This window comes from Bacteroides sp. HPS0048, from assembly GCF_964240755.1.
Taxonomy (GTDB): Bacteria; Bacteroidota; Bacteroidia; order Bacteroidales; family Bacteroidaceae; genus Bacteroides; species Bacteroides nordii.
The window spans coordinates 204,453-224,304 of sequence record NZ_CAXSVC010000004.1 but is presented as its reverse complement, the minus strand read 5'-3'; the positions used below and the strand labels follow the sequence as shown (position 1 = coordinate 224,304).

Genomic DNA, 19,852 nt, shown 5'->3' with positions numbered 1-19,852 from the left:
GATATTTAAAACTTTATATTTTTAGTTTCAAGCATATCCCATGATTTAACCCACTGATTTGCTACGTGCTTTTGCGGTAGTTTGCTCATGGAGAATACTGAGTGCAAAGATAACCCTTTTCTCTAAAATATAAATTAGAATTTGGAAAATGACATAAACATTGATATGTCTTGAATAATAAATTTATTTAGAAGATAGAAGGTGAAATCTCATAAGACGCTTACTGATTATTGAGTACTTTAGCAATCTGTTCATCTACGTATCTAATTTTACTTCTACAATCTTTTGAAAAAGAAGTTTCAGCATATTGTTCAGCACTTTTGCCTATAATTGTCTGTTCTATAATCTGAATGACTTTCACAGTCTCTTCTTGAAAAAACTTAGAAATTATTTCTGCCATCTTGTATATGCAAAATGAAAGTAGTAGAATTTCACCTTCTGTTTGAGGTGCGTTGTTGAATTTTTTACCGATTAAGTATATGTTTCGTTTGTTCTTATCCCTGTGATTATGTGCTAAAGCCTGATTTCTATAATCATAAAGCTCTTTCCACTCCATTAAACACGCATAGGCTGGTTTTGCGAGTTTTTTGACATGTATTATTTTATCGTAGTCCTTTTTTTCTGTCTTTATTCCAAAATAACTATTCCACTCATCAATAAAAGCTACTGATTTTATTATTATTTGAGATGCTAAAGCATCATAAATAGTATTGTTTATTAGTTTATGATAAGAGTAGTTTTTGGATATTGAGAAATCTGAATTAATAGTATCTTCATTGTCAAATATAGAATCATATGATTGTGATATCTGCGTTGCCAAAGCAAGTAATGTAAAAACAGATTCTTCAGTCTTATTGTAGGCTTCATTTAAAAAGTTTTGTTCCATTGCTTCATATCTTGAATAATTCTTTGTAAAGTGTCAGTACGCTGCTTCAAATTTTCCAGTTCACATTCCCAAACAATAATAACATTCCAACCTATTTCTTTTAAGCTTCTTTGGTGTTGCTTGTCACGTTCTATATTTTTGGAAAGTTTTTCTTTCCAAAAAATTGAGTTTGTATCTGGAATACGTCCTTCATTACAACTTTCGTGATAATGCCAAAAACATCCATGAACAAAAATAACAGTTTTGTATTTTTTTAAAACAATATCAGGCTTTCCAGGTAATTTCCTGTCGTGAATTCTAAATCTAAATCCTTCTTTAAATAAGAGAGAGCGTAACAATTTTTCCGGCCTAGTATTCTTCGAACGGATTTTAGACATTACATCACTACGTTTCCTTTTATCCCAAATATCAGTCATTTGTCTTCTTGTTTTCCAGTGAATGCTTTACCTAATTCTTCGTAAAGTTTTATTGCATTGCTAAATTCTTTTTTTATACAATCATACAAATTATTTGCTATGATTTGTATAGCTTTCTCTTCTTCCGAACTGAGTTTTGGATATTTGTAAACACCTTCACTTATATGTTTTTTTATTTTGTTCCATCGATAGTAAAATTCTTCTTTTTGATCATTCTTCTCACATATAAATGAAAGATGCTCTTCCCAGGTATTATATGTTCCGTCCATTTTCTTACTTCGGGAATTACATTCTTTACAAGAAGGGACAATATTGCCAGGATGGTGTAATCCAAATTCTGTTCGATTGAACATTATTAAATGCTCCATCTGTAACTTTGAGTCAGATTTACCACAATATGCACACTCTCCGGAGAATATTTGGTCTCTAATTGTTTCCCAATCCTTTTTGGCCTTACCAGAGCTTGTGTTAAAATTTTTGCCCCAATAGTATTCCCCTATCTCTGTGAGAAAAGCACGAACAGCTGTGTTTGCAGCATCAGCATATGTATTATAAAGTGCCATTTTGAATAATAGTTTCATAATTTAATAATGTCCGTCTAATTTCTTTTGCAATTAGTTCTGCTTTTTTAGTCGGCACACCATTACTTATCATTTTAAATTTAGCTGTTAAAGTCATATTTCCAGGTAGCACATATGTATCTGGAACAGTTTGAAGGCGCAAAGCTTCCCTCACAGTTAAACGACGTGGTTCTGTAGGATGCAAATGCACCTCATTATTCCCATATGCTACAGTTGGGCTATATCGATACCTATGTAAACGTTTAAATGATTTTCGATTAGTATCACCCTCTTCTATTAGTTGAAAACGACCCGACTTTGGTCTAAAGTATTCATTTTGATTTGGAGTGTTTTTGGTAAGTCCCTCAAATGCTCCAATTATAGTCATTTTTATATATTCCTTAGGCAATGCATTAATCTCTTTTTGTTTTACTTTTGAACCAAATGCCCATTTTGTTGGCCATTTATGTTTCTTCGGTTCGACAAATTTAGGAATAGGCCATCTAAAAATGAAATTATCTGCCATTTCTGTTTTAAGTTTCTTGTTGTTTTTTTCAAGTAAGAACCCCGCATTTTTTAATGTTTCTACAATATCATTTCTAAATCCTACTAAAACTACCCTTGGGCGGTCTTGTGGTAAGCCATACTCTAAAGAATTTAGTATATCATACCAAATTTCATATCCAAGTTCTTTTAGGCGAGTGACTAGCAAATCAAATCCTTCCTCTTTATGTGTTTTAGTATTAACCAAGCCTGTTACATTTTCAAAAAAAATGAATTTAGGCATAACATGTTCCACTATCTGGTAATAACTAAATATCAGTTTACCTCTTTTCCCTGTTGCACCTGCATTTTTTCCTCCTGTTGAATAGTCTTGGCAAGGTGGACCTCCTATAATACCAGCTATATTATGATGTTTTATTCCCAATCGATTGATTTCATTTTCATCAGATGCATCTGTTTTTCTATCAATAGGTATATGAGTAACCAATCTGTTTTTTATATAATAATTATCCGAGTGTTGGAAATAACTATTAAGTCCAGCGTTATGACCATAAATAAACGCTTCTTCTATTTCTACAGCTTCTTTTACTTGAAAGCCGTTATTGAAAAAGCCAATATCTAAAAATCCTCCACCAGTAAACAATGATAATATGTCAAAAATTTCGTCCATTATTCTTCTGTAAGATTTATTTCGTTTAAATCTGTACGACTGCGATAGTGCCAATAGTTATGATGAATAAGTTGATTGAAATTTCCTTTTATACGGCAAATTCTTTGGAAAGAAAATGTTACAACATCATCTTCTTTAGTATAAGATAATAATTCACAGGTTTTGTCTTTTAGAGAATCTTTTAACGGGTTGTTTATTTCGGCTAAACTCCTCATTTTTTCTTGTAATGCTGAATAATTATTCACATTAGCATCTGTAAAATAGCGTATCAATGGTTGAGGTAGTGGAGCGTTTAAATTGATGCTGCATTTTCCATCATTATTATATATGCATAAATCTAATATAGAAAAATCGACCAATATTACAGATTTAGTTTTATGTTCAATTTTTAAATATCCCAAATTATTATTATGCCTAAATTTATTAAATAGCAAGAAGTCTTCTCCTCTATTTATTTTTTTATTTATGCTATTTCTAATAAATTCTTGCTGTTTTTTCTCCTTACTGGATACTCCTTTCGCGATTTGCGAGTAGCATTTTAAAACCTCTTCTTTTGTTGCAAATTTGGACTTTAATAACTCAGCAATAGAAGCTCCTCGTCTACAATTTGAACGAATAGCCAAATCACAGGATTGCCCCACTAAAACAACAAAATCATTCTCATTTTTCCAGAAGACATCCCCTGGAGCTATTGGTAGATGTTTGGCATTTACAGAAAAATCGAATATCTCATTTGCTACTATTTCTTCAAAATTAAAACTAGGATTATCATTTGATTCTAAAAACTCCTTATCGAATAATTTTGAAAGCCCAATTGTTGAAGTAAAAATAGGGCGAACTTCTTCTTGGTAAGATTTATTTACTAAATAATTAATAGCATTCTCATACCATATATGAATTGCTTCATAAGGCAACATTCCTTCAATATTTGCTTTATCAACGATATAAGCAATATTATGTTTTTGTTCTTTTATTATGTTAGGAATATCGGCAATAGCTTTTTGAGTTTTCTTGTGCAAGTAAGAAAAAGTTTTAGTATAAGCAATTAAAGAAAGAGCTTTGGATATATCTAAAATGCTATCATTACTTTTTAGTACTATTTGATAATATCCATTTTCAAGCTCATCTGCTTCGTTTGGTGGATTTTGTGATGTAAAAATAACAGAATACCCCGTAATGGTACTATCATGGTCGAGCATTGCTTTAATGTCTCTTTTGGCAATTAAAACTCCACTACCATCATTAGCATCTTGTAGTTGATTATCAATTATCGAAACAAAAGTTTTCTTTTCATCCATAACGGATAATAAATCTTCTTTAAATGATGGAATTTCATTTGCTACAATAATCTTATAACATAACACGGGTTGTTTCAATCTTCCACTCAACATATTCTCAAAAAATGAATTATATGCTTGTGGATAGCTCAAAAAACCATATTTAAAGAAAGTCTTTTGTATTTCTTCTGTTGCATTTCTTTCTATATCGTCAACTATATCCAAAATGCCTAGATTTTCTTTAAACATTTCGACATAACCTCTAATTCCACTTTGCAGATAGTCTTTCATGCCTGGTAAATGTGGTAATTTGTTGAAAATAGAATCAAATAGATTTAACTTTTCAACAAAATCTTGATGACCAAGAAGAGTAAATTTATCCAGTAATTTCGCTTTATTCGAGAACGTTACATATTTAGCAAGTACTAAATCTATAGAGATTTCGTTAAAGTCATTTTCTATGAATACGACACAGGATATATTTAAATGTTCAAAGATTTTATTCAATCGTTCCATTTGCCAACTCATTTTCAATTTGTGCATTCAAAGTAATTTCAAAAATATACCGATTTCCATACTCATTTTTGTCGTTCAATAATTCAATTTTTGCATCAAATGATTCAAGAAATTTCCGAACGATATACAATCCCATCCCTCTTCCATTCTCTTTACCTGATTCCATTGGTTGAAATAGCGTATATTGGTATTTATCAAAAACTCCTGTTCCTGAATCCCAATATTGTATAGTGTATCTATCTTTTACTCGAACGGTTATTTCATCTGACTGCTTCCTTTCATAGTATTTGTCATAAATAGCTCTGTGTTGCCTTTCCCCAATCCAATAGATTGAGTTGTCAAATAAATTGTAAAAAACATGAGTAAATGCCCCTTTAGGTACGACAAAAGATGCATCCGTATTTTCAAAATCTGGCTTTATATTATATTTCGTAAGCCGGAATTGATTACGAATTGCAAGAGAGTTTAAGAACTCTTGTAGGTTTTGTACTTCAAAATCGTCAGCCTTTCCGCTGTATACAAAAGTTTTCTCTAAAAAATTATAAAACTGTTTCAGATCATTTAGCTTGTTAGATACTGACACTAATCTTTGTTTTACAGGAATTAGATTGTCATTATATAGTTTCGGATTTTTTTGTTCAAATAAGTATTTCCGTATATTCTCTATTTTACGCTCATAATCTGAAGTGTCTTTATCTTGAAGTAAAGAATGTAATTCGTGAGTAATCACTTCTGTTACAAGTCCATTTGCCATTAACTTGTAATTATTATATGATTCAACTTCTATTCTTTTTCGGTGTTCTTCTGCTTTGATTAGAATAGTATCAGCCGTCCTCAACGCTTGAGTGCTGTTATGTAAACTTCCCCCTAATGCTTGTGCGAGTTTGTCTACAGAACCAAGTAGTTGTTTTACCGTATCAATTTTATCTTCAGTATCTAAATCTTTATTCTCCCTGATAACATTAAACGCTTCTGAGAAAGCTTTGAAATTTTTCTCAGCGGATTTCAAGAGGTCTTTCGCATTTTCTGATTCCTTTGAAATTTCTTCTCTCGTACTCTTTGGAATTAAGCCTTCACTATTCAGAATATCCTTTGTTATTAGTACTGCGCTTCTTGTTAATTGGTAAAAACGTTCATTGAAAATGTAATACAATAAATCCGCAAGAATTTTTTTGTGCGGAATGTCTGTTATATCTTCCCGAGAGCTGGTCTCAAAAATATACTTCTGTTTTGGGTCATTTATTCGCACATAACCTAATGCATTCCCTAATTCGAACCTGTAAAATTGTTGACCAGTTGTTCTCTTTTGTTGTAATTTTAGCCAATCACTACTTTTGTTTCCTAATGTAGCTACACGAAATCCGTTCCTGTATAGTTTTATGCCATTATATGCTTCGAGAAAAGTTTTTATGTCATCTATTTTTGTTGCTTTACTTATATATTTGTTAGCTAATGCTGATTGATAAGCCATTTCTAGCATTCTTCGATCTCTTTTAAAAGAATATATGCGTCCTTCAACAGGCGATATTTCTAGTAAGAGATCTATTGATTTCGAAATTTCTCTTTCTAGCTCTTCAGCTGACATTTTTTTTGAAACATTGCCTTTAATATGTTGGCTGAAATAATCTTCTAAAGGAATTTCTACTACAAGGCTTTTGTTGTAATTTTCAATAAACCGTTCTTGTAAATCTTTATAAAATTCGGCTTCTTTTTTATAATCTTGATACAGCTTATCTCCGATTTCATTATTGTGTACTCTTTGTATAAACCAAGGTTGAATAGTCATTTTTAAAGATAACTTTTTGCTGGCTTTATTAATGGAAAAACTGTGAATTGCTTCTGCAATAGCAAGATTATCTTTATTAAATTCAGCTTTAACAGGTTCTTCATTATATGACAAAGCCAAATCTGTAGGTTTGTCTTTTGGTTCGAAAGGAGAGTATAAAAAATTAAGTGTCGAAAGCAACTCTTCCTCAATTCTTAAATGTTTTCGTTTTTCACCATATGGATTGCCAAATAAATCTTTGTCTTGTTCAACAACTGTTGTGATGAACTTGTCAAATACAATGGGATTTTCCTTATTTCCAACTAACCACAAACGAGTGTATGGTATAGTTTCTTGCAAAGAAAATTTCCATTCTTTTGCATCAGCTTCTTTATCTTTCACAAAATCATTCCAAACAATTCGTACGAAGCTTGATTCAAGTATACCTGTTTCATTAAATGATGCTGTTTCTACAAATAAAATAGAACTTAATCTTTGAGCTGATAAACGACCTATTCCTTTGTTTCCAAGTATTACTTCATTGTCAGAAGTATTTTGCTTTTCCTCTTCTTTTATATCAGAACCAACCTCAAAGAAACCTTTTTGCAATCGGGCTTTATCCATTCCTTTTCCGTTATCCTCTATTAAGATGAAATTACTATTCATTTTTCTGATTTCTTGTTCGACTACCTCAGGTAGTACTCTCATTAGCGTTGATTTATTCAGCTTATCTATAGAGTCAAGGAAGCGAATATCAACTTTTTGAGCTTTTGCATCAAATGAATTTTTAATCAATTCGGACAAAGCAATACTATCAGAAGTTATAAGCTCTGTCCCTAATTGTTTTATTATTCTGGGGTTATATGTAAATTTCATAATTTCATTTTTTTGTTGATACAATTAATTCTTTTGCATCAATCTTTAAAATTTCCGCAATCTCAACCAATGTTTCAAGCGACGGTTGTGTTCTATTCGTACACCAGCGAGAAACAGTAGTAGTACTTAAGTTCATCTTTTCAGCAAGGCTTTTGTTTGTTATTTGCTTTTCAGCAAGTACTGATTTTAGCCTGTTAATCGTCTTTACTTCCATTTTGAATTAGCATAAAATGCAAATTTATTAAATAAATTCGACTATGCAACTAATTTGATGGATTAGTTTTGACTAAGTGGCTTCAAGACTGTTTTAACTGCCGAAGGTCATTCTTATACATTGGTCTTGTAAGACTTCTATCTCCTTCAAAACCATAAGTAGGAACAAATAATAAAAGATTAATTTTATGGTTTCAATCTTAACTTTCGTTTTTTCTTCATCTTAGATGGCAGTGTTTCACCTAGTGGGAAATCATCAGTAGCCGATGGGCGAGTCGAAAATAAAGAAGACAACCCTTTTAGGCAGGTTGATTGATTTGAATCATTTTTATTTTGATTATTTACAGCTACACTGATTTGTAATTGTGCTGATATATTTGGACCTGTTGTTCTATTTTTATGATCGCTAAAGCTTTTTTTAGGCTGTTGTAATTCGTAGTCCTGCATTTTAAGTTTATCATTCATACTACTATTCTTTATTGTATTGTGGTAATCGAATGATTCAGTTAGTGGCCGAGTATAATTGAATAGTCTATCAAATCCTAGTTCTGCTTGTTGAAACAAGCTTACACGTTCAAAGCCTCCTTTGACTATTCCATTCTTAGTATTCTTATGATTGGTAAGTGGTGACAACTTCTTTTTATTCACTTGGTCTTTCCGACTTACAATCAAATGGCAATGCATATTCAGTTCATTGTCCGAACGATTGCGGTCAAAATGGATCTTCCCATAAAACCTTATATCCGCTTCGGATAGTCCTTTATTGAAATTCTTGGCATATTCAGGAATTAACACTTCCCGAATATAGCGTTTCATAGCTTGGGCTTGTTCCTGTTCTGTATTACCTTACCCATCACCTGGAGTTCATTTTCCGATGGGCTGACATGGATAGCATAAAACTTAGCATCTGTCTTTAGGAGTTGCCCTATATTGGTATCTATATCTTTTATAACCTTTGATTTATAGACATTATCCTCTGCCAGATTGAAAAAGCCTTCGGTATAGATGCCCTTTTCCATTCGTTCTAAATCCTCATGCTCTAAATAATTAGCTAACTGTCGGCTACTGCTGGAATTATTATATGTTCCGTTTGATGGCGGTGCAAAATCTATGTGCATAATCCTATGTATTTATCAGATTGTTGATTTCTGCTTTCAGGCTCTCTTTCCTTTTGCTATCCATCACACCGCAAGCGGAAAGTTCCGAATAGAGTTGTATTAGGTGAAGTAGCTTTTTATAATTCCGTTCGTGTATTTGATAGAGTACATTAATCTGTTTGGATTGGTTGTTTATCACATCAGCATGATTACAGAATTGTTCGCTTAATTTTTTTAGTACGGCTATGTGTTTCTCCTGACTGGCTTCAAGTTGTGAGAGAATGAGAGTTTCCAACGTTTTACCGATAGCATCGAAGCGCAAAGCGATAGAATTTGTAGTCCGTATCATGGGGTTCAGTTGTTCTTCCTCATAGTGACGGATGAAACGGATAATATCGTCTTGTCTCTTATTTATTTTCGCTAGTTCTGATTTTACAGATTCAGGTGCTTCGGATGGGTTGATATGTGCCTTATCTATATACCCGAAAGCCAATTTTACAACTTCACTCTTTTTCAGTGAATAGCGTTTGCATATCTTCTCTACCAAAGCTGCCGTTTCCTTGTCTATGGAAATGGTAGTGAATATCGTTTTTCGACTGCTGTTTGGCATGATAATTACTTTTTTATAGAATTTTGAATAGATAAATACCTGATAATAAGCGTTGCAAAGAAAATACATATTATAGGTGTCATTACAGCGTGTTCTTGTAACACGCTAAAGCCGAAGGCTTTGCCCCGTAGGGCAAGAGGGAAGAACAGGACTTGTCCAGTTCCCTCTTGCTTCATTTAGCGAAATGAGCCGAGCCACAGAGCGAGGTGGTTTCTGCTAAATGGGGCGTGAGGGCACTTTACAGAACGGGTGAATAATCCGCCTTTTTTGCATCGGTTTGCTTATCGAGTTGATTTTCCTTTTTAAATCGCTCATAGGTTTTACAATCGGCATTTTCCTGAACAAATGCCCGAATGTCGGATGCCCGATAATAGGTTTTATGACTAATCATAAAGAAAGGGAGTTTTCCACTTGCCCGATAACGCTGCAAGGTTCGGAAAGATACTTTCAGCAGGAAAGCTAAATCCTGATTGTCTAACAGTCGGTCGTTTTCATCCAGCACTTTATCGGTATTGATAAGCGATTGCAGGTTTTGACCTATCTCCCCAAGTTTTTTCGATAGCCTTTCCATCCACTTATCGAAATTTTCGTTGTCTATATACATTTTGCTTCAATTTTTAGTTCAACATTATTGTTCTCAATCGATTGATGAAGCAAAGTTCGGCAAATGGGTGCAAATAAGTTAGGGGAGTAGATATACTACACCCCTAACATTTGTTGGTAAGTTACTGATTTATAGATAGCCTTTCTTTTGATTTTCTTTAGTAATAGCTTTGCGAAGTATATCCAAAAATTCGATTCGTTTATTGGCTTGCCGACAAATTACACTTTCATGCTTTTTGTGGATGTCCCCAAATTTGATATTGAAGAGATGTTCAAACGCTCGTCCGATTTCTGTTAATGGTGCTTCTTTTCCGGCATGGTTTATCACTCTCTTGGATAGGAATAATCCGCTAACCAGTTCCATGATTTCAACAAGGTTAGTTTCATCTGTCAGATAGAGTGGCGATTGTGGATTACCATTTTTTTTGTTTTGAAACGGGGCTGGATATTGAATTTTTAGATTCAATAGCTCCAGTTCTGAATTGATAATAGCCAATGTCTTTTGTAGAAACTGCTTTTTAAGCGCATTTTCCCCCCTGCCCGTAAAGAGGTATTGTTTCAAGTGAAGCTATCTCAATACGGGTAGCTACAAGAATACGATAAGTAGTTGAATAATCATTTTCATTACTTATGTCTCTAATTTTTTCGATAAACTCGTCATAGGCATTTTGCATTACATTGTTATTGACTTCCTCTTTAGACTTTTCAATCAAAAGGTTGAAAAGTTCTGTTCTTAATAATTTGTTCATAAGCATAATTTTAAATGGTGAATAAAACCAATAAATATATTGTCTACATTTAATATGCTTATTTGCGATAATGTTTTATAATCAAACTATTCTAGTTCTGATATATAAATATTGATTGTTTGCAATATATTTATAACATCAGTTTCTGTAATACCGTGGCTCTCTATGCGTAATACTTTTTCCCAATCTTCAAAATCCACATTCCATTTATGAATCTGCGAGTATTGAGCAAATAGTATGTTTATTCTTTCTATTTCTAATTCGGTCGTAATAGAAGTCCGAAAAATCAAAATATCTCTTTTATTGTTACTGACTTTCATCATATATCACTTCCTTATATTATTCATTTTATCTAAAAATACCGTTATTGCATCATATCGTAGATTTGAAACAGAACACACTACTTTGCTAATCTTTCTCGTAATAAACTTTTCTATGAAATTCATTTTGTCAAACAGAAACTCACCACCTAAGATTGCTTCGGCGACAGCATTTGAGTGTAGATATTCGGGGAAAGCTTTTTTAAGTTGCTCAACTTCTTGAGTATCGTTCATTCCGCAAATAAATAATGCTATAATCTTCTGTTCTAACTGAGCGCGATTCTTATTGCAGAATTTACTCATTAATCTTCCTGGGTACCCAGCGTAAATAGAAGTTCCAAGAATAATTCTATCATAACCTTGAATATCAGGATTATGGAACTCTTTCAATGATATATATTCTAGTTCAGGACTTAATTTTTCTCCTATAAGATGTGCAACTCTTTCAGTTGTTCCATGCTTTGAATAGTAGATTATTGCAGTTTTCATAAATTCTCTCCTTTCATTTAGTTACCTTTGCAAAGGTAGAGTAGTCAAGGGCTATTATCAATAGTGAATTATCATCATATTTGGGAACATTCATGAGCTTAGAAAAATATAAATCGTATGTAGAGCTATTGTCAAGAGTGAACAATAGTTGTGTGTTTCTTATAGAATATAATAATAGATTTTTATATACATCTCCAAATTTCAATACATTTTTTGGATACGACATCGAAAAACTTAAAGACCCTTCGATTGAACACAACTACTTAGAGAAATATATTCATCCTGATGATTTTATGATCTTTAGCACTATTCAAAAAAGGTTACTTGGCTTTTACTATAGCCAGCCTATTGAATGTAGAAAAGATTACAAGCATATCTTTGAATTTAGAATTTTAAATGCAAAGAAAAAATATGTAAGAGTGATTAGTCAGCATCAGGTTTTAGAAATAGATGAAATTGGTAATCCCTTTTTGGTTTTAGGGGTAGTTGATTTATCCCCTGACCAAAAAGATATGGATGAGATAAAATTTCGGCTTGTCAATAATAAAACAGGAGAAATGACACCTTTCCCTTTGACCGAAGAAACAAATATAAAGTTAACTAAACGAGAAGTGGAAATACTGAAACTGGTAAATAAAGGCATGTTCAGTAAAGAAATATCGGATAGTCTTTCGATAAGTATTCATACAGTAAACAATCACAGACAAAATATTCTTCAAAAAATGAATACAGACAATGTTGTTGAGGCTATTAATTATGCCCGAAAACTTGGACTATTGGATTAATTCAAAAATAGTTCTTACTGTGTAGTAAGGTTATTTGAAACAATGGAAAACCACAGTAAACTAAAGTAGTTCGCTCGTTTCTACCCATCTACCCATTCCCTATTTTGTTTTTATATTGTAAAAGCTGATAATCAGGATTCTATTTTGATACACTATAGTAGTAGCAAATAATTGAATCGCTTATTGAATAGTGCTTCAAACAATTAGTTCATAATTTTTTTCATGAACTGGTGAGTTTACTATTTTAACTTCCATAGATTCTTATGTATAACTTTAGAAGTTAGACATTAGTAGCTTTACCATGCCACTTTCAGACAGTTTTGAAAACGACTCTTGATTCTTCTTTCATTTGCTGGTGAAATAGAATCAACACGTTTTATAAACCATTAAAAATTAAATGTATGGAAGTAGTAACCATTGAGAAAAGAACATTTTCGTATGTCTGCGAAAGGTTCACGGAGTTTGCCAAGCGGATAGAGAGTTTATGCAGTACTCATACTCAGAAGGTAGAAAACTGGCTGGATAGCCAGGAAGTGTGCCTGTTGTTAGGCTTTAGCAAACGAACGCTGCAATATTACCGAAGTAGTGGACGGCTGGCTTATTCTCAAATTGGTAGCAAGATTTATTATAAATCTTCCGATATTGAAAGAATTATTGCGGACAGTGAAACACAGAATCAATCACCCAAACAAATCGCACCTTATGAAAAGAACTAAAGAAAATTATCCATTCTTCAACCTGTTTTCCATTGTCGGTACATGGGAAAGCATTAATCTGAATCCTACGGTTATCATCTACCGAAACGACAAGGACTATCTTCTTTCTATTATATATGTATCAGAAACGACCAAACAGGCTTTACCCGCAACTTATGAGATACAGCAAGATGGTAGCCAATATTTTATTGCCATTACATCCAAACGGTTCTATATAGATTATGATCCGGCAAAAGACGTACTTAGCATTTCATCGCTGGGGGACTATCTGCGCAACTAGTCTGCCATCTAGCTATCTTGAAATCAATATTTCAATAAAACAATCTTTCAATCATGGAACTAATAAATAAAGATACCCCACAAGTCAAAGAATTTATTTCTTCGCTCGATTCGATGCTGAACGGCATTGAATCCATTGTAAAGCATTACAAGCCCCACCTGAATGGAGAACGCTTTCTTTCCAACCTTGAAGTTTCCAAGAAACTGAATGTCAGTTTGCGAACCCTGCAAGAATGGCGAGATACAGGTCTAATCCCCTTTATCCAGATAAAAGGTAAAATCATCTACCGTCAGAGTGATATTGATAAACTGCTCCAAAAGCACTACTTTGAAAGTTGGAAAGAGTAACCTGCCAAGCCCAAAACATTGTTTTTCGGAATTTAATTTGAATCATTGACTTTTCCAGTGAAGTATTTAGTCTGTGCAAGTCTTTGGATAAAAATACGCTCGGAATGAAATGGAGAGGAAGATTTTTATTCAAACCGAAGGCTCGGACTTGAACAGGCTAAATGCGGAACTTACCTTTGTCAATGCTTCATATTGAGTTCTGGAAAACTTACAATAAAAGAAAAGGATTGAGAAAGTAATATTCATTATTCCCAATCCTTTTTCAATATTAGCTACTACCTTTATTATATAGCCAGTTCTGATAAACAGTTATTTACTTTCTGCATATCTTTTAGAATATTCTGATCCAGTACCCGTGCGTAGTGTTTTGTCACGCTGGTATCTGCATGACCTAACATCTTGGCTACATTTTCCATACTTACGCCATTTGCAAGACACACGGAAGTGGCATAGCTATGTCTGGCCGTATGTGTGCTAAGATTTTTATGAATTCCGCACACATCGGCAATCTCCTTCAAATAACTGTTCATGCGTTGATTACACAATACAGGTAAAAGTTTTCCGGTACATTCTGCCACATTTTTATACTTTTCAAGTATTGAAGCTGCCACAGGTAGCACAGGAATGTTACACATGATTTTTGTCTTTTGGCGGTTCTTCCTTATCCAAAGCTCTCCTTTGTTGTCTTTTACCAAGTGTTCGGGTGATAAATCTTTCACATCACTGAACGCCAAACCGGTAAAAAGATAGAAAACTATCAATGCGACCAATAGAGGAATCCGGCAAAAGAACTGCAATTCGTTGTAAAGCAGCAAAATTGCGTTCGTTTGCGCAGTTGGGTAAATAGCAAAAACAGGTAGAATAACGAACCTGTTCAGCTACCAAGTCATTACCTGTTCTCATTTCATTTAGATGCAGTCAATCAGGGGATAAACTGTCAGTTAAAAGGTATTTCCATCCGGGAATCTTACTTTACCCTACAGATTTAACCTATCCGGTTTTGATTGCGCCGTTCTGCCTGATTCTCATACCGTTCAACAGGCGAGATATGAGTAAAATTGCAATCAAAAAAGTAACGCATGAAAACAGAAATGAAAGTGCTGCTCTACATCAAGCGCAGCGTACAGGACAAGGACGGCTTTTCTCCGCTCATGGGCAGAATATCCGTCAGGGGAAAGGTCAATTCCATCGCGCAATTCGCGTGCAAGTTCAAAATAGATGTGCGGTTGTGGAACGCCACCGCCCAACGCTGCACCGGCAAAAGCAAGGCGGCGACAATGGCAAACAGGGAGATTGAACGGGTACTGCTGTTGTTGCAGAAGCGGTTCAACGAACTTACTGATATCAAGGATGTCGTGAAAGCGGAGGAAGTCAGAAACGTGTTCCAAGGTCTGGCTGAGACTCAGGATACCATCATGAAGCTCTATGCGGAGCATAACAGCGACTATGCCCTGCGTGTAGGGGTGAATAGGGCGGCAAGCACGTTCTACCAGTACCGGAACACCTGCCGGATACTCGGTGAGTTCCTGAAAGAGAGATACCATGTGTCGGATATGCCTGTCAAGCAGCTGGATGAAAACTTTATCGAGGCGTTTGATATGTATATGCGCACGACAAGGCGTTTCATGCCCAGGACCATACTCGGACATATTAACCGCCTGAAAAGCGTGATGATGCTTGCCGTGTTCCGCGGCATCGTCCCTTTCAGCCCGTTCAAAGGTTATGCGCCGCAGAAACCTGTTTTCAAACAGATGTATCTGACAGAAGACGAGCTTGACAGGTTTGCGAACACTACCTATGACACCCCCAACCGTAATTTCACGAGGGACATGTTCCTGTTCTCGTGCTGGACGGGTATCTGTTACTGCGACATGAGGAGCCTGACAGCCGCCAATCTGGTGAGAGCGGATGACGGCAGTCTGTGGATTCATACGGAAAGACAAAAAACAGGGACGCCCGAATGTATCCGGTTGATGGAGATACCGCTGAATATCATTGAAAAATACAAGGATATGGACAGCGACGGGAAACTCCTTCCTATGCTGACCAAAGAGAGCATGAACAGACACCTGAAAAAGATGTCCGTGATGTGCGGCATCAACCGTCCAATCTCATTCCATCAGGCAAGGCACACCTTCGGAAGCATCATCTGTCTGTCACAGGGGATTCCGATAGAGACCGTCAGTAAAATCATGGGGCATCGGCATATCACCACCACACAGCGGTATGCGAAAGTCACGCAGGATAAAATAGACAAGGACATGGACGGTCTGAACGATATTATCGGGGGCAAGTTTACCTTATCGGGCATTGACACTGCCCCGTCTCCAATTCTGAAGGATTATAGCCAACGTAAAGTCAATCCGAGCATGAAGCAAAGAGAGTACATAACCAAAATAATGGAGGGGTAAGCCATGCGAAGCACATTCAAACTGTTGTTCTATATCAACCGCCGGAAAATAAAGAAAAACGGCAGATGTCCGATTATGGGACGGGTCACCCTTGACGGGAAGATAAGCCAGTATTCCACAGGGTTGGAAATAGAGCCTGACTTATGGGATGCAAAAGTGGGCAAGGCATTCACGGACGGCCGTAAGACCGGAAACATCACCGGCGAAAAAAGAAATGAGTTGAACAGGCTGAACTCATTATTGGAGGCTTTGGAGGAGAAAGCGAAGGCCGCCTACAAAAGAAACGTGGACTCTTATGGCTTCGTCTCGGCAGAAATCATCAAGAATGCCGTCACCGGGAAATCCGATGTCAAAGAGACATTGCTGTCCCTGTTTGACGAACATAACGGGGAATACGCCAAACGTGTGGGCATTGACCGGACAAGGCATTCCTACGTCCGTTATCTTACCACCCGCAAGCATATATTTAACTTTTTGAAATTCAAGTATGATTTGGAGGATATTCCGTTACGCTCACTGACGATGAAGTTCATGACCGACTTCACGTTCTATTTCTCTACCGTACTGCGGTTAAAGGTGTCTGCCTACAATGACTACCTTATCCTGCTACACAAGATGACACGGCTGGCGTTGAAGAAGCACATACTCAAGCGCGACCCGTTTGCAGGGCATAAGATTGAGAAAGTGCCTGTCAACCATCGCCACCTGAACAGGGAACAGTTTGAAAAGCTGCTCAATGCCAAACTGCCCACCTACCGCCTGTGCCACACGCGCGACCTGTTTGTCTTTTCGGTGTTCACAGGCATCGGAAGGGCAGATCTGGCAAACCTGACGGAAGACAACATCGTCACAAAGGAAGACGGTTCCAAATGGATTCACATCGCACGGCAGAAGACCAAGGCGGAGTGCCATATCAAACTTCTTGACATACCTCTCCGCATTATCGAAAAATACAAAGGGGAAGGCGAGGACGGAAGATTGTTTTACGTCCCGCAGACCTGTAACCTGTGCCGCAGCCTTAAAATCATAGCCGAACAGTGCGGTCTGGGATGTCACCTGACATTCTATCAGGCGAGGCACAGTTTTGCAACCCTTATCTGCCTGAGCAACGGGGTTCCGATAGAAACCATCAGCAAGATGATGGGACATTATTCCATACGCACCACCCAGATATATGCCGAGATAACCAACCACAAAGTGAGCAGGGATTTGGAAACCCTGTCTGAAAATACCAAAGGCAAATATGCGTTGCCCGATGACGGTATGCCGTCACGGGTGTTCAAATGCGGAAATTACAGCGGTTGGAAAAAGGAGTGTGCATCAAGTGATGAAACTAAAATCAAGTGACAATGAATAGAGGAATAATAACAATCAGTGAAACGGGTGCGGTCACGATGCCGACCGTATCCGTATGGATGACGCAACAAGAGATAGCCGACCTGTTCGGCGTGTTTTCCTGCCACGTCCGCAAGGCCATCCGTTCCATCTACAAGAACAAGGAACTGAATGAACTTGATACAATGAAGTATCTCAGGCAAGCGGATGGAATCAGTTATGATGTTTACAGCCTTGAAATGATTATCGCCATTGCATTCAGAATATGCAGTAAAGAGAGTGTCTTGTTCAGACGGTTTATAATAAATGAAATTAGCACCATTAAGAAGGCTACACCGATTACACTGTTTGTTGCCAGCGTCAGAGGTAATAACCGATGGTATAGTTGAGGTTCATTCCGCCAGTCTCTCGTTCCCGATGCACGGATGCAAAGGTAGCGTATGGCTTGATGGCAGCGGCAAGGTCGGGCGGCAAAGCCGTTTCGAACAGAATCTTCCTCCTTTGGAGTGTATTCAGCCCGAAAACCTTGCCACTGCCTGCCATACGCTTGAAAAGCATCCGGCAACGGAAATAAGCGACTGATGGGAAATCAGAAGAAAGAAGAGAGGAACGGCTTACAGACGAAGCGGAATTTTGATGCTTCGTCCGTAAGCCGTTCCTTTCTCTTTTTGCCGAAAGTCCGTTGCTGATGCAACCATAGGGCAGACGGCAAACTGCGCTCTTTCAAGAAAATCATGTGCCTGTCAGCCGATAGGCGGAGCGGTAGCCGTCAGCAAGCATCCTTTCGATGTCGGATTCACGGTAGAGGATTTTACCGCCTAACTGGATATAGGCTATGCGTCCTTTGTTTCGATAGTCCTGAAGTGTCCGGCGGCTCACTTTCAACCGTGCCGACACCTCCTTGTCGGTGAAGAAACGTTCACCGTTCAGTGTCGGGCGGTAATTGGCGGTCAAATGTTCGAAGCTGTCCAAAAGACGGTCGAGACTGCCCATGAAGTGGATTATCCACTCGTTGTCCTTGTTAATCAGTTCATTCATGTTACTTTGGATTTAGTGGGTATTGTTATTTTACTTCGTTCATTTCATCAAGTTTATATAGTTCTTCCTTTGAACTTTGCTTCTTTGCGCCTGTCCTCCACAACGGAAACAATGCGCTGTACATCATCGAGACGGTAGTAGGTCTTGTGGTTTATCTGCGAGTAAGCCAGCGTCCCGTTGTCCCGAAGCGTCTGCAATGTGCGTGGACTGATGTTGAGTATCCGGCAAACGTCCTGATTGTCCATCCACTCGTCCATTGTCTTCTCTCCGTGCCGCTGACAGATGGCATCCATGCGACTGACGAAACGGTCGAACTTGGCGACCATCGCCTCAAAGGTCTTTCTTTCAATTGATACGATTTCCATATACATACTTTTTATTGTTACTGTTTCTTTTGCCGCAAAGGAATACATAATCTGTTATCCGGCAATGGATTTCCCGGAAGTGGAAGCATGTGGCACAGGTTGGTAGAGGTTGGCACAGATTGGGGCTATATTCTTAATTCCGGAAATCAGGAATGTGGCAAGAGAAAAAACAAGGGCTTAATTCAAACCTGACTGTGATTGCACCTTTGTTCTTCCGGTTATTCATATCCGGCAAATCTGTGAAGTCCTCACCAATATCTCTATCACCATAAAGCAAAGTCTCACAATATTGCCTAATCGAATCCAAGTTATTGACTGACGGTACTAAAACGTCTTACTTTGCTTGCAACAATCGGTCAAGGTACTGACCAAGACCACAGTAATAACTTAATCAACCTGTTTTATGACAATGAAAAGAGAACCAAGTATCAGTGAGCAGCAGGCTCGTGAAATCGTGGAAAGAATGGGACGCAGGGAATCCCGCAGTGAGAAGTCTATGGACGACTTCTACCGGAATATCGGTCTGGATCCGGAACCGCTGGCGCAACCCGGCAAGATCGTCACGAAAAAAGCGGAAACAGCTACGGTGGATGAACCGTCAGGCGGAACGCCCGAAGATGTGGCAGTGCCACAGAAGCGTGTCAGCAGCAAACAACGCAGGCTGTCGCTGGACGAGTACCGTACCGCTTACCTGCAAGTTCCCAAGATAACCGACCGCAAACCCGTGTTCGTCAGCGGTGAGGTGCGTGACCGACTGGACGGGATTGTCCGCCGTCTCGGCGGGCGTGGCATGAGCGCATCGGGACTTATTGAGAACCTCGCCCGCCTGCACCTTGAAACCTACCGGGAGGACATCGAGCAGTGGCGCAAACTCTGAGCGGATTACGGTAAAACCGGTCAAGCCGATGGATACACTCCATCGGTTTGACCGATATTCCAAATGAGTTATTATACTCACAAACCAATCCGACAAGCGGAGGATTCTTGTGTCCTCAAAGACACAGCAAGATATATTTTCAGTTAC

The 19,852-nt window shown here is 37.2% G+C and carries 24 protein-coding genes and 3 pseudogenes; 9 read left to right on the top strand and 18 right to left on the bottom strand.

The window, feature by feature from the left end; translation table 11 throughout:
- Positions 1–220: 220 nt before the first annotated feature.
- The 14 genes and pseudogenes from ACESQI_RS05190 to ACESQI_RS05125 form a co-directional block, all read right to left on the bottom strand.
- A complete protein-coding gene (locus ACESQI_RS05190; protein ID WP_373125526.1) occupies positions 221–886 on the bottom strand; it encodes a hypothetical protein in 666 nt (221 codons plus the stop codon).
- Positions 868–1,302, bottom strand: a complete 435-nt coding sequence (locus ACESQI_RS05185; RefSeq protein ID WP_373125525.1) for a very short patch repair endonuclease — start codon at positions 1,300–1,302, stop codon at positions 868–870. The genes ACESQI_RS05190 and ACESQI_RS05185 overlap by 19 nt, the downstream gene beginning before the upstream one ends.
- A complete protein-coding gene (locus ACESQI_RS05180; RefSeq protein WP_373125524.1) occupies positions 1,299–1,883 on the bottom strand; it encodes an HNH endonuclease in 585 nt (194 codons plus the stop codon). Before ACESQI_RS05180 ends, ACESQI_RS05185 begins: the two co-directional genes overlap by 4 nt.
- On the bottom strand, positions 1,852–3,036 hold the full coding sequence (locus ACESQI_RS05175) for a DNA cytosine methyltransferase (protein ID WP_373125523.1): 1,185 nt from the start codon (positions 3,034–3,036) through the stop codon (positions 1,852–1,854). The genes ACESQI_RS05180 and ACESQI_RS05175 overlap by 32 nt, the downstream gene beginning before the upstream one ends.
- Positions 3,036–4,829, bottom strand: a complete 1,794-nt coding sequence (locus tag ACESQI_RS05170; RefSeq protein ID WP_373125522.1) for a hypothetical protein — start codon at positions 4,827–4,829, stop codon at positions 3,036–3,038. Before ACESQI_RS05170 ends, ACESQI_RS05175 begins: the two co-directional genes overlap by 1 nt.
- Positions 4,813–7,470: an ATP-binding protein gene (locus tag ACESQI_RS05165; RefSeq protein WP_373125521.1), complete on the bottom strand. Its 2,658-nt coding sequence runs from the start codon at positions 7,468–7,470 to the stop codon at positions 4,813–4,815. Before ACESQI_RS05165 ends, ACESQI_RS05170 begins: the two co-directional genes overlap by 17 nt.
- 4 nt (positions 7,471–7,474) lie before the next feature.
- Positions 7,475–7,684: a helix-turn-helix transcriptional regulator gene (locus ACESQI_RS05160; protein ID WP_373125520.1), complete on the bottom strand. Its 210-nt coding sequence runs from the start codon at positions 7,682–7,684 to the stop codon at positions 7,475–7,477.
- Between the two features lie 185 nt (positions 7,685–7,869).
- A pseudogene (locus ACESQI_RS05155) lies at positions 7,870–8,801 on the bottom strand (DUF5712 family protein).
- Between the two features lie 4 nt (positions 8,802–8,805).
- Complete coding sequence (locus tag ACESQI_RS05150) at positions 8,806–9,390, bottom strand: BfmA/BtgA family mobilization protein (protein ID WP_373125519.1); 585 nt, start codon at positions 9,388–9,390, stop codon at positions 8,806–8,808.
- A 238-nt stretch (positions 9,391–9,628) separates the two neighbouring features.
- Positions 9,629–9,994: a helix-turn-helix domain-containing protein gene (locus tag ACESQI_RS05145; RefSeq protein ID WP_373125518.1), complete on the bottom strand. Its 366-nt coding sequence runs from the start codon at positions 9,992–9,994 to the stop codon at positions 9,629–9,631.
- A 129-nt stretch (positions 9,995–10,123) separates the two neighbouring features.
- Positions 10,124–10,489, bottom strand: coding sequence for an RteC domain-containing protein (locus ACESQI_RS05140; RefSeq protein ID WP_264455424.1), 366 nt, complete (start codon positions 10,487–10,489; stop codon positions 10,124–10,126).
- A gap of 22 nt (positions 10,490–10,511) precedes the next feature.
- The gene (locus tag ACESQI_RS05135; RefSeq protein WP_028728996.1) at positions 10,512–10,742 is read right to left on the bottom strand and encodes a hypothetical protein; all 231 of its coding nucleotides are present in this window, start codon (positions 10,740–10,742) and stop codon (positions 10,512–10,514) included.
- 86 nt (positions 10,743–10,828) lie between these two features.
- Positions 10,829–11,065, bottom strand: a complete 237-nt coding sequence (locus ACESQI_RS05130) for a hypothetical protein (protein WP_028728995.1) — start codon at positions 11,063–11,065, stop codon at positions 10,829–10,831.
- Between the two features lie 3 nt (positions 11,066–11,068).
- The gene (locus tag ACESQI_RS05125; protein WP_028728994.1) at positions 11,069–11,551 is read right to left on the bottom strand and encodes a flavodoxin domain-containing protein; all 483 of its coding nucleotides are present in this window, start codon (positions 11,549–11,551) and stop codon (positions 11,069–11,071) included.
- A gap of 92 nt (positions 11,552–11,643) precedes the next feature.
- Here ACESQI_RS05125 and ACESQI_RS05120 point away from each other — a divergent pair, with 92 nt between their 5' ends.
- The 4 genes from ACESQI_RS05120 (at position 11,644) to ACESQI_RS05105 (ending at position 13,679) form a co-directional block, all read left to right on the top strand.
- Positions 11,644–12,336, top strand: coding sequence for a LuxR C-terminal-related transcriptional regulator (locus ACESQI_RS05120; RefSeq protein ID WP_028728993.1), 693 nt, complete (start codon positions 11,644–11,646; stop codon positions 12,334–12,336).
- Positions 12,337–12,737: 401 nt separating this feature from the next.
- Entirely contained in the window at positions 12,738–13,052 is a 315-nt protein-coding gene (locus ACESQI_RS05115) for a helix-turn-helix domain-containing protein (protein WP_373125517.1), read from the top strand.
- Positions 13,039–13,332, top strand: a complete 294-nt coding sequence (locus ACESQI_RS05110; protein WP_028728991.1) for a DUF3876 domain-containing protein — start codon at positions 13,039–13,041, stop codon at positions 13,330–13,332. The genes ACESQI_RS05115 and ACESQI_RS05110 overlap by 14 nt, the downstream gene beginning before the upstream one ends.
- Before the next feature lie 53 nt (positions 13,333–13,385).
- Entirely contained in the window at positions 13,386–13,679 is a 294-nt protein-coding gene (locus tag ACESQI_RS05105; RefSeq protein ID WP_028728990.1) for a helix-turn-helix domain-containing protein, read from the top strand.
- Positions 13,680–13,963: 284 nt separating this feature from the next.
- Here the strand turns inward: ACESQI_RS05105 and ACESQI_RS05100 are convergent.
- A pseudogene (locus ACESQI_RS05100) lies at positions 13,964–14,431 on the bottom strand (site-specific integrase); the annotation flags it as partial.
- A 327-nt stretch (positions 14,432–14,758) separates the two neighbouring features.
- On the opposite strand from ACESQI_RS05100, the pseudogene ACESQI_RS05095 reads away from it, so the two are divergent.
- The 4 genes and pseudogenes from ACESQI_RS05095 to ACESQI_RS05080 form a co-directional block, all read left to right on the top strand.
- Positions 14,759–14,983, top strand: a pseudogene (locus ACESQI_RS05095) (site-specific integrase); the annotation flags it as partial.
- 111 nt (positions 14,984–15,094) lie between these two features.
- On the top strand, positions 15,095–16,090 hold the full coding sequence (locus ACESQI_RS05090; protein WP_373125539.1) for a site-specific integrase: 996 nt from the start codon (positions 15,095–15,097) through the stop codon (positions 16,088–16,090).
- A 3-nt stretch (positions 16,091–16,093) separates the two neighbouring features.
- Positions 16,094–17,437, top strand: a complete 1,344-nt coding sequence (locus ACESQI_RS05085; protein WP_373125516.1) for a tyrosine-type recombinase/integrase — start codon at positions 16,094–16,096, stop codon at positions 17,435–17,437.
- A gap of 2 nt (positions 17,438–17,439) precedes the next feature.
- Positions 17,440–17,814, top strand: a complete 375-nt coding sequence (locus ACESQI_RS05080; protein WP_117988231.1) for a hypothetical protein — start codon at positions 17,440–17,442, stop codon at positions 17,812–17,814.
- On the opposite strand, the gene ACESQI_RS05075 is transcribed toward ACESQI_RS05080, so the two are convergent.
- The 3 genes from ACESQI_RS05075 to ACESQI_RS05065 all read right to left on the bottom strand — a co-directional run bounded on the left by ACESQI_RS05075 (position 17,786) and on the right by ACESQI_RS05065 (position 18,828).
- Positions 17,786–17,983: a hypothetical protein gene (locus tag ACESQI_RS05075; RefSeq protein WP_117988211.1), complete on the bottom strand. Its 198-nt coding sequence runs from the start codon at positions 17,981–17,983 to the stop codon at positions 17,786–17,788. The two genes, ACESQI_RS05080 and ACESQI_RS05075, sit on opposite strands and share 29 nt — an antisense overlap.
- A 174-nt stretch (positions 17,984–18,157) precedes the next feature.
- Complete coding sequence (locus ACESQI_RS05070) at positions 18,158–18,463, bottom strand: helix-turn-helix domain-containing protein (protein WP_117988212.1); 306 nt, start codon at positions 18,461–18,463, stop codon at positions 18,158–18,160.
- Positions 18,464–18,516: 53 nt separating this feature from the next.
- Positions 18,517–18,828: a helix-turn-helix domain-containing protein gene (locus ACESQI_RS05065; RefSeq protein WP_117988232.1), complete on the bottom strand. Its 312-nt coding sequence runs from the start codon at positions 18,826–18,828 to the stop codon at positions 18,517–18,519.
- 409 nt (positions 18,829–19,237) lie between these two features.
- Between ACESQI_RS05065 and ACESQI_RS05060 the strand changes: the two genes are divergently transcribed.
- The gene (locus tag ACESQI_RS05060; protein WP_195437616.1) at positions 19,238–19,705 is read left to right on the top strand and encodes a DUF3408 domain-containing protein; all 468 of its coding nucleotides are present in this window, start codon (positions 19,238–19,240) and stop codon (positions 19,703–19,705) included.
- Positions 19,706–19,852 lie beyond the last annotated feature (147 nt).

Coding starts and splice junctions, on each gene's coding strand:
- ACESQI_RS05125 (WP_028728994.1), bottom strand. CDS start 11,551: ATGAAAACTGCAATAATCTACTATTCAAAGCATGGAACAACTGAAAGA.
- ACESQI_RS05165 (WP_373125521.1), bottom strand. CDS start 7,470: ATGAAATTTACATATAACCCCAGAATAATAAAACAATTAGGGACAGAG.
- ACESQI_RS05065 (WP_117988232.1), bottom strand. CDS start 18,828: ATGGAAATCGTATCAATTGAAAGAAAGACCTTTGAGGCGATGGTCGCC.
- ACESQI_RS05185 (WP_373125525.1), bottom strand. CDS start 1,302: ATGACTGATATTTGGGATAAAAGGAAACGTAGTGATGTAATGTCTAAA.
- ACESQI_RS05120 (WP_028728993.1), top strand. CDS start 11,644: ATGAGCTTAGAAAAATATAAATCGTATGTAGAGCTATTGTCAAGAGTG.
- ACESQI_RS05190 (WP_373125526.1), bottom strand. CDS start 886: ATGGAACAAAACTTTTTAAATGAAGCCTACAATAAGACTGAAGAATCT.
- ACESQI_RS05070 (WP_117988212.1), bottom strand. CDS start 18,463: ATGAATGAACTGATTAACAAGGACAACGAGTGGATAATCCACTTCATG.
- ACESQI_RS05175 (WP_373125523.1), bottom strand. CDS start 3,036: ATGGACGAAATTTTTGACATATTATCATTGTTTACTGGTGGAGGATTT.
- ACESQI_RS05145 (WP_373125518.1), bottom strand. CDS start 9,994: ATGTATATAGACAACGAAAATTTCGATAAGTGGATGGAAAGGCTATCG.
- ACESQI_RS05130 (WP_028728995.1), bottom strand. CDS start 11,065: ATGATGAAAGTCAGTAACAATAAAAGAGATATTTTGATTTTTCGGACT.
- ACESQI_RS05105 (WP_028728990.1), top strand. CDS start 13,386: ATGGAACTAATAAATAAAGATACCCCACAAGTCAAAGAATTTATTTCT.
- ACESQI_RS05115 (WP_373125517.1), top strand. CDS start 12,738: ATGGAAGTAGTAACCATTGAGAAAAGAACATTTTCGTATGTCTGCGAA.
- ACESQI_RS05090 (WP_373125539.1), top strand. CDS start 15,095: ATGAAGCTCTATGCGGAGCATAACAGCGACTATGCCCTGCGTGTAGGG.
- ACESQI_RS05085 (WP_373125516.1), top strand. CDS start 16,094: ATGCGAAGCACATTCAAACTGTTGTTCTATATCAACCGCCGGAAAATA.
- ACESQI_RS05110 (WP_028728991.1), top strand. CDS start 13,039: ATGAAAAGAACTAAAGAAAATTATCCATTCTTCAACCTGTTTTCCATT.
- ACESQI_RS05160 (WP_373125520.1), bottom strand. CDS start 7,684: ATGGAAGTAAAGACGATTAACAGGCTAAAATCAGTACTTGCTGAAAAG.
- ACESQI_RS05150 (WP_373125519.1), bottom strand. CDS start 9,390: ATGCCAAACAGCAGTCGAAAAACGATATTCACTACCATTTCCATAGAC.
- ACESQI_RS05170 (WP_373125522.1), bottom strand. CDS start 4,829: ATGGAACGATTGAATAAAATCTTTGAACATTTAAATATATCCTGTGTC.
- ACESQI_RS05080 (WP_117988231.1), top strand. CDS start 17,440: ATGAATAGAGGAATAATAACAATCAGTGAAACGGGTGCGGTCACGATG.
- ACESQI_RS05060 (WP_195437616.1), top strand. CDS start 19,238: ATGAAAAGAGAACCAAGTATCAGTGAGCAGCAGGCTCGTGAAATCGTG.
- ACESQI_RS05180 (WP_373125524.1), bottom strand. CDS start 1,883: ATGAAACTATTATTCAAAATGGCACTTTATAATACATATGCTGATGCT.
- ACESQI_RS05075 (WP_117988211.1), bottom strand. CDS start 17,983: ATGCTTTTCAAGCGTATGGCAGGCAGTGGCAAGGTTTTCGGGCTGAAT.
- ACESQI_RS05135 (WP_028728996.1), bottom strand. CDS start 10,742: ATGAACAAATTATTAAGAACAGAACTTTTCAACCTTTTGATTGAAAAG.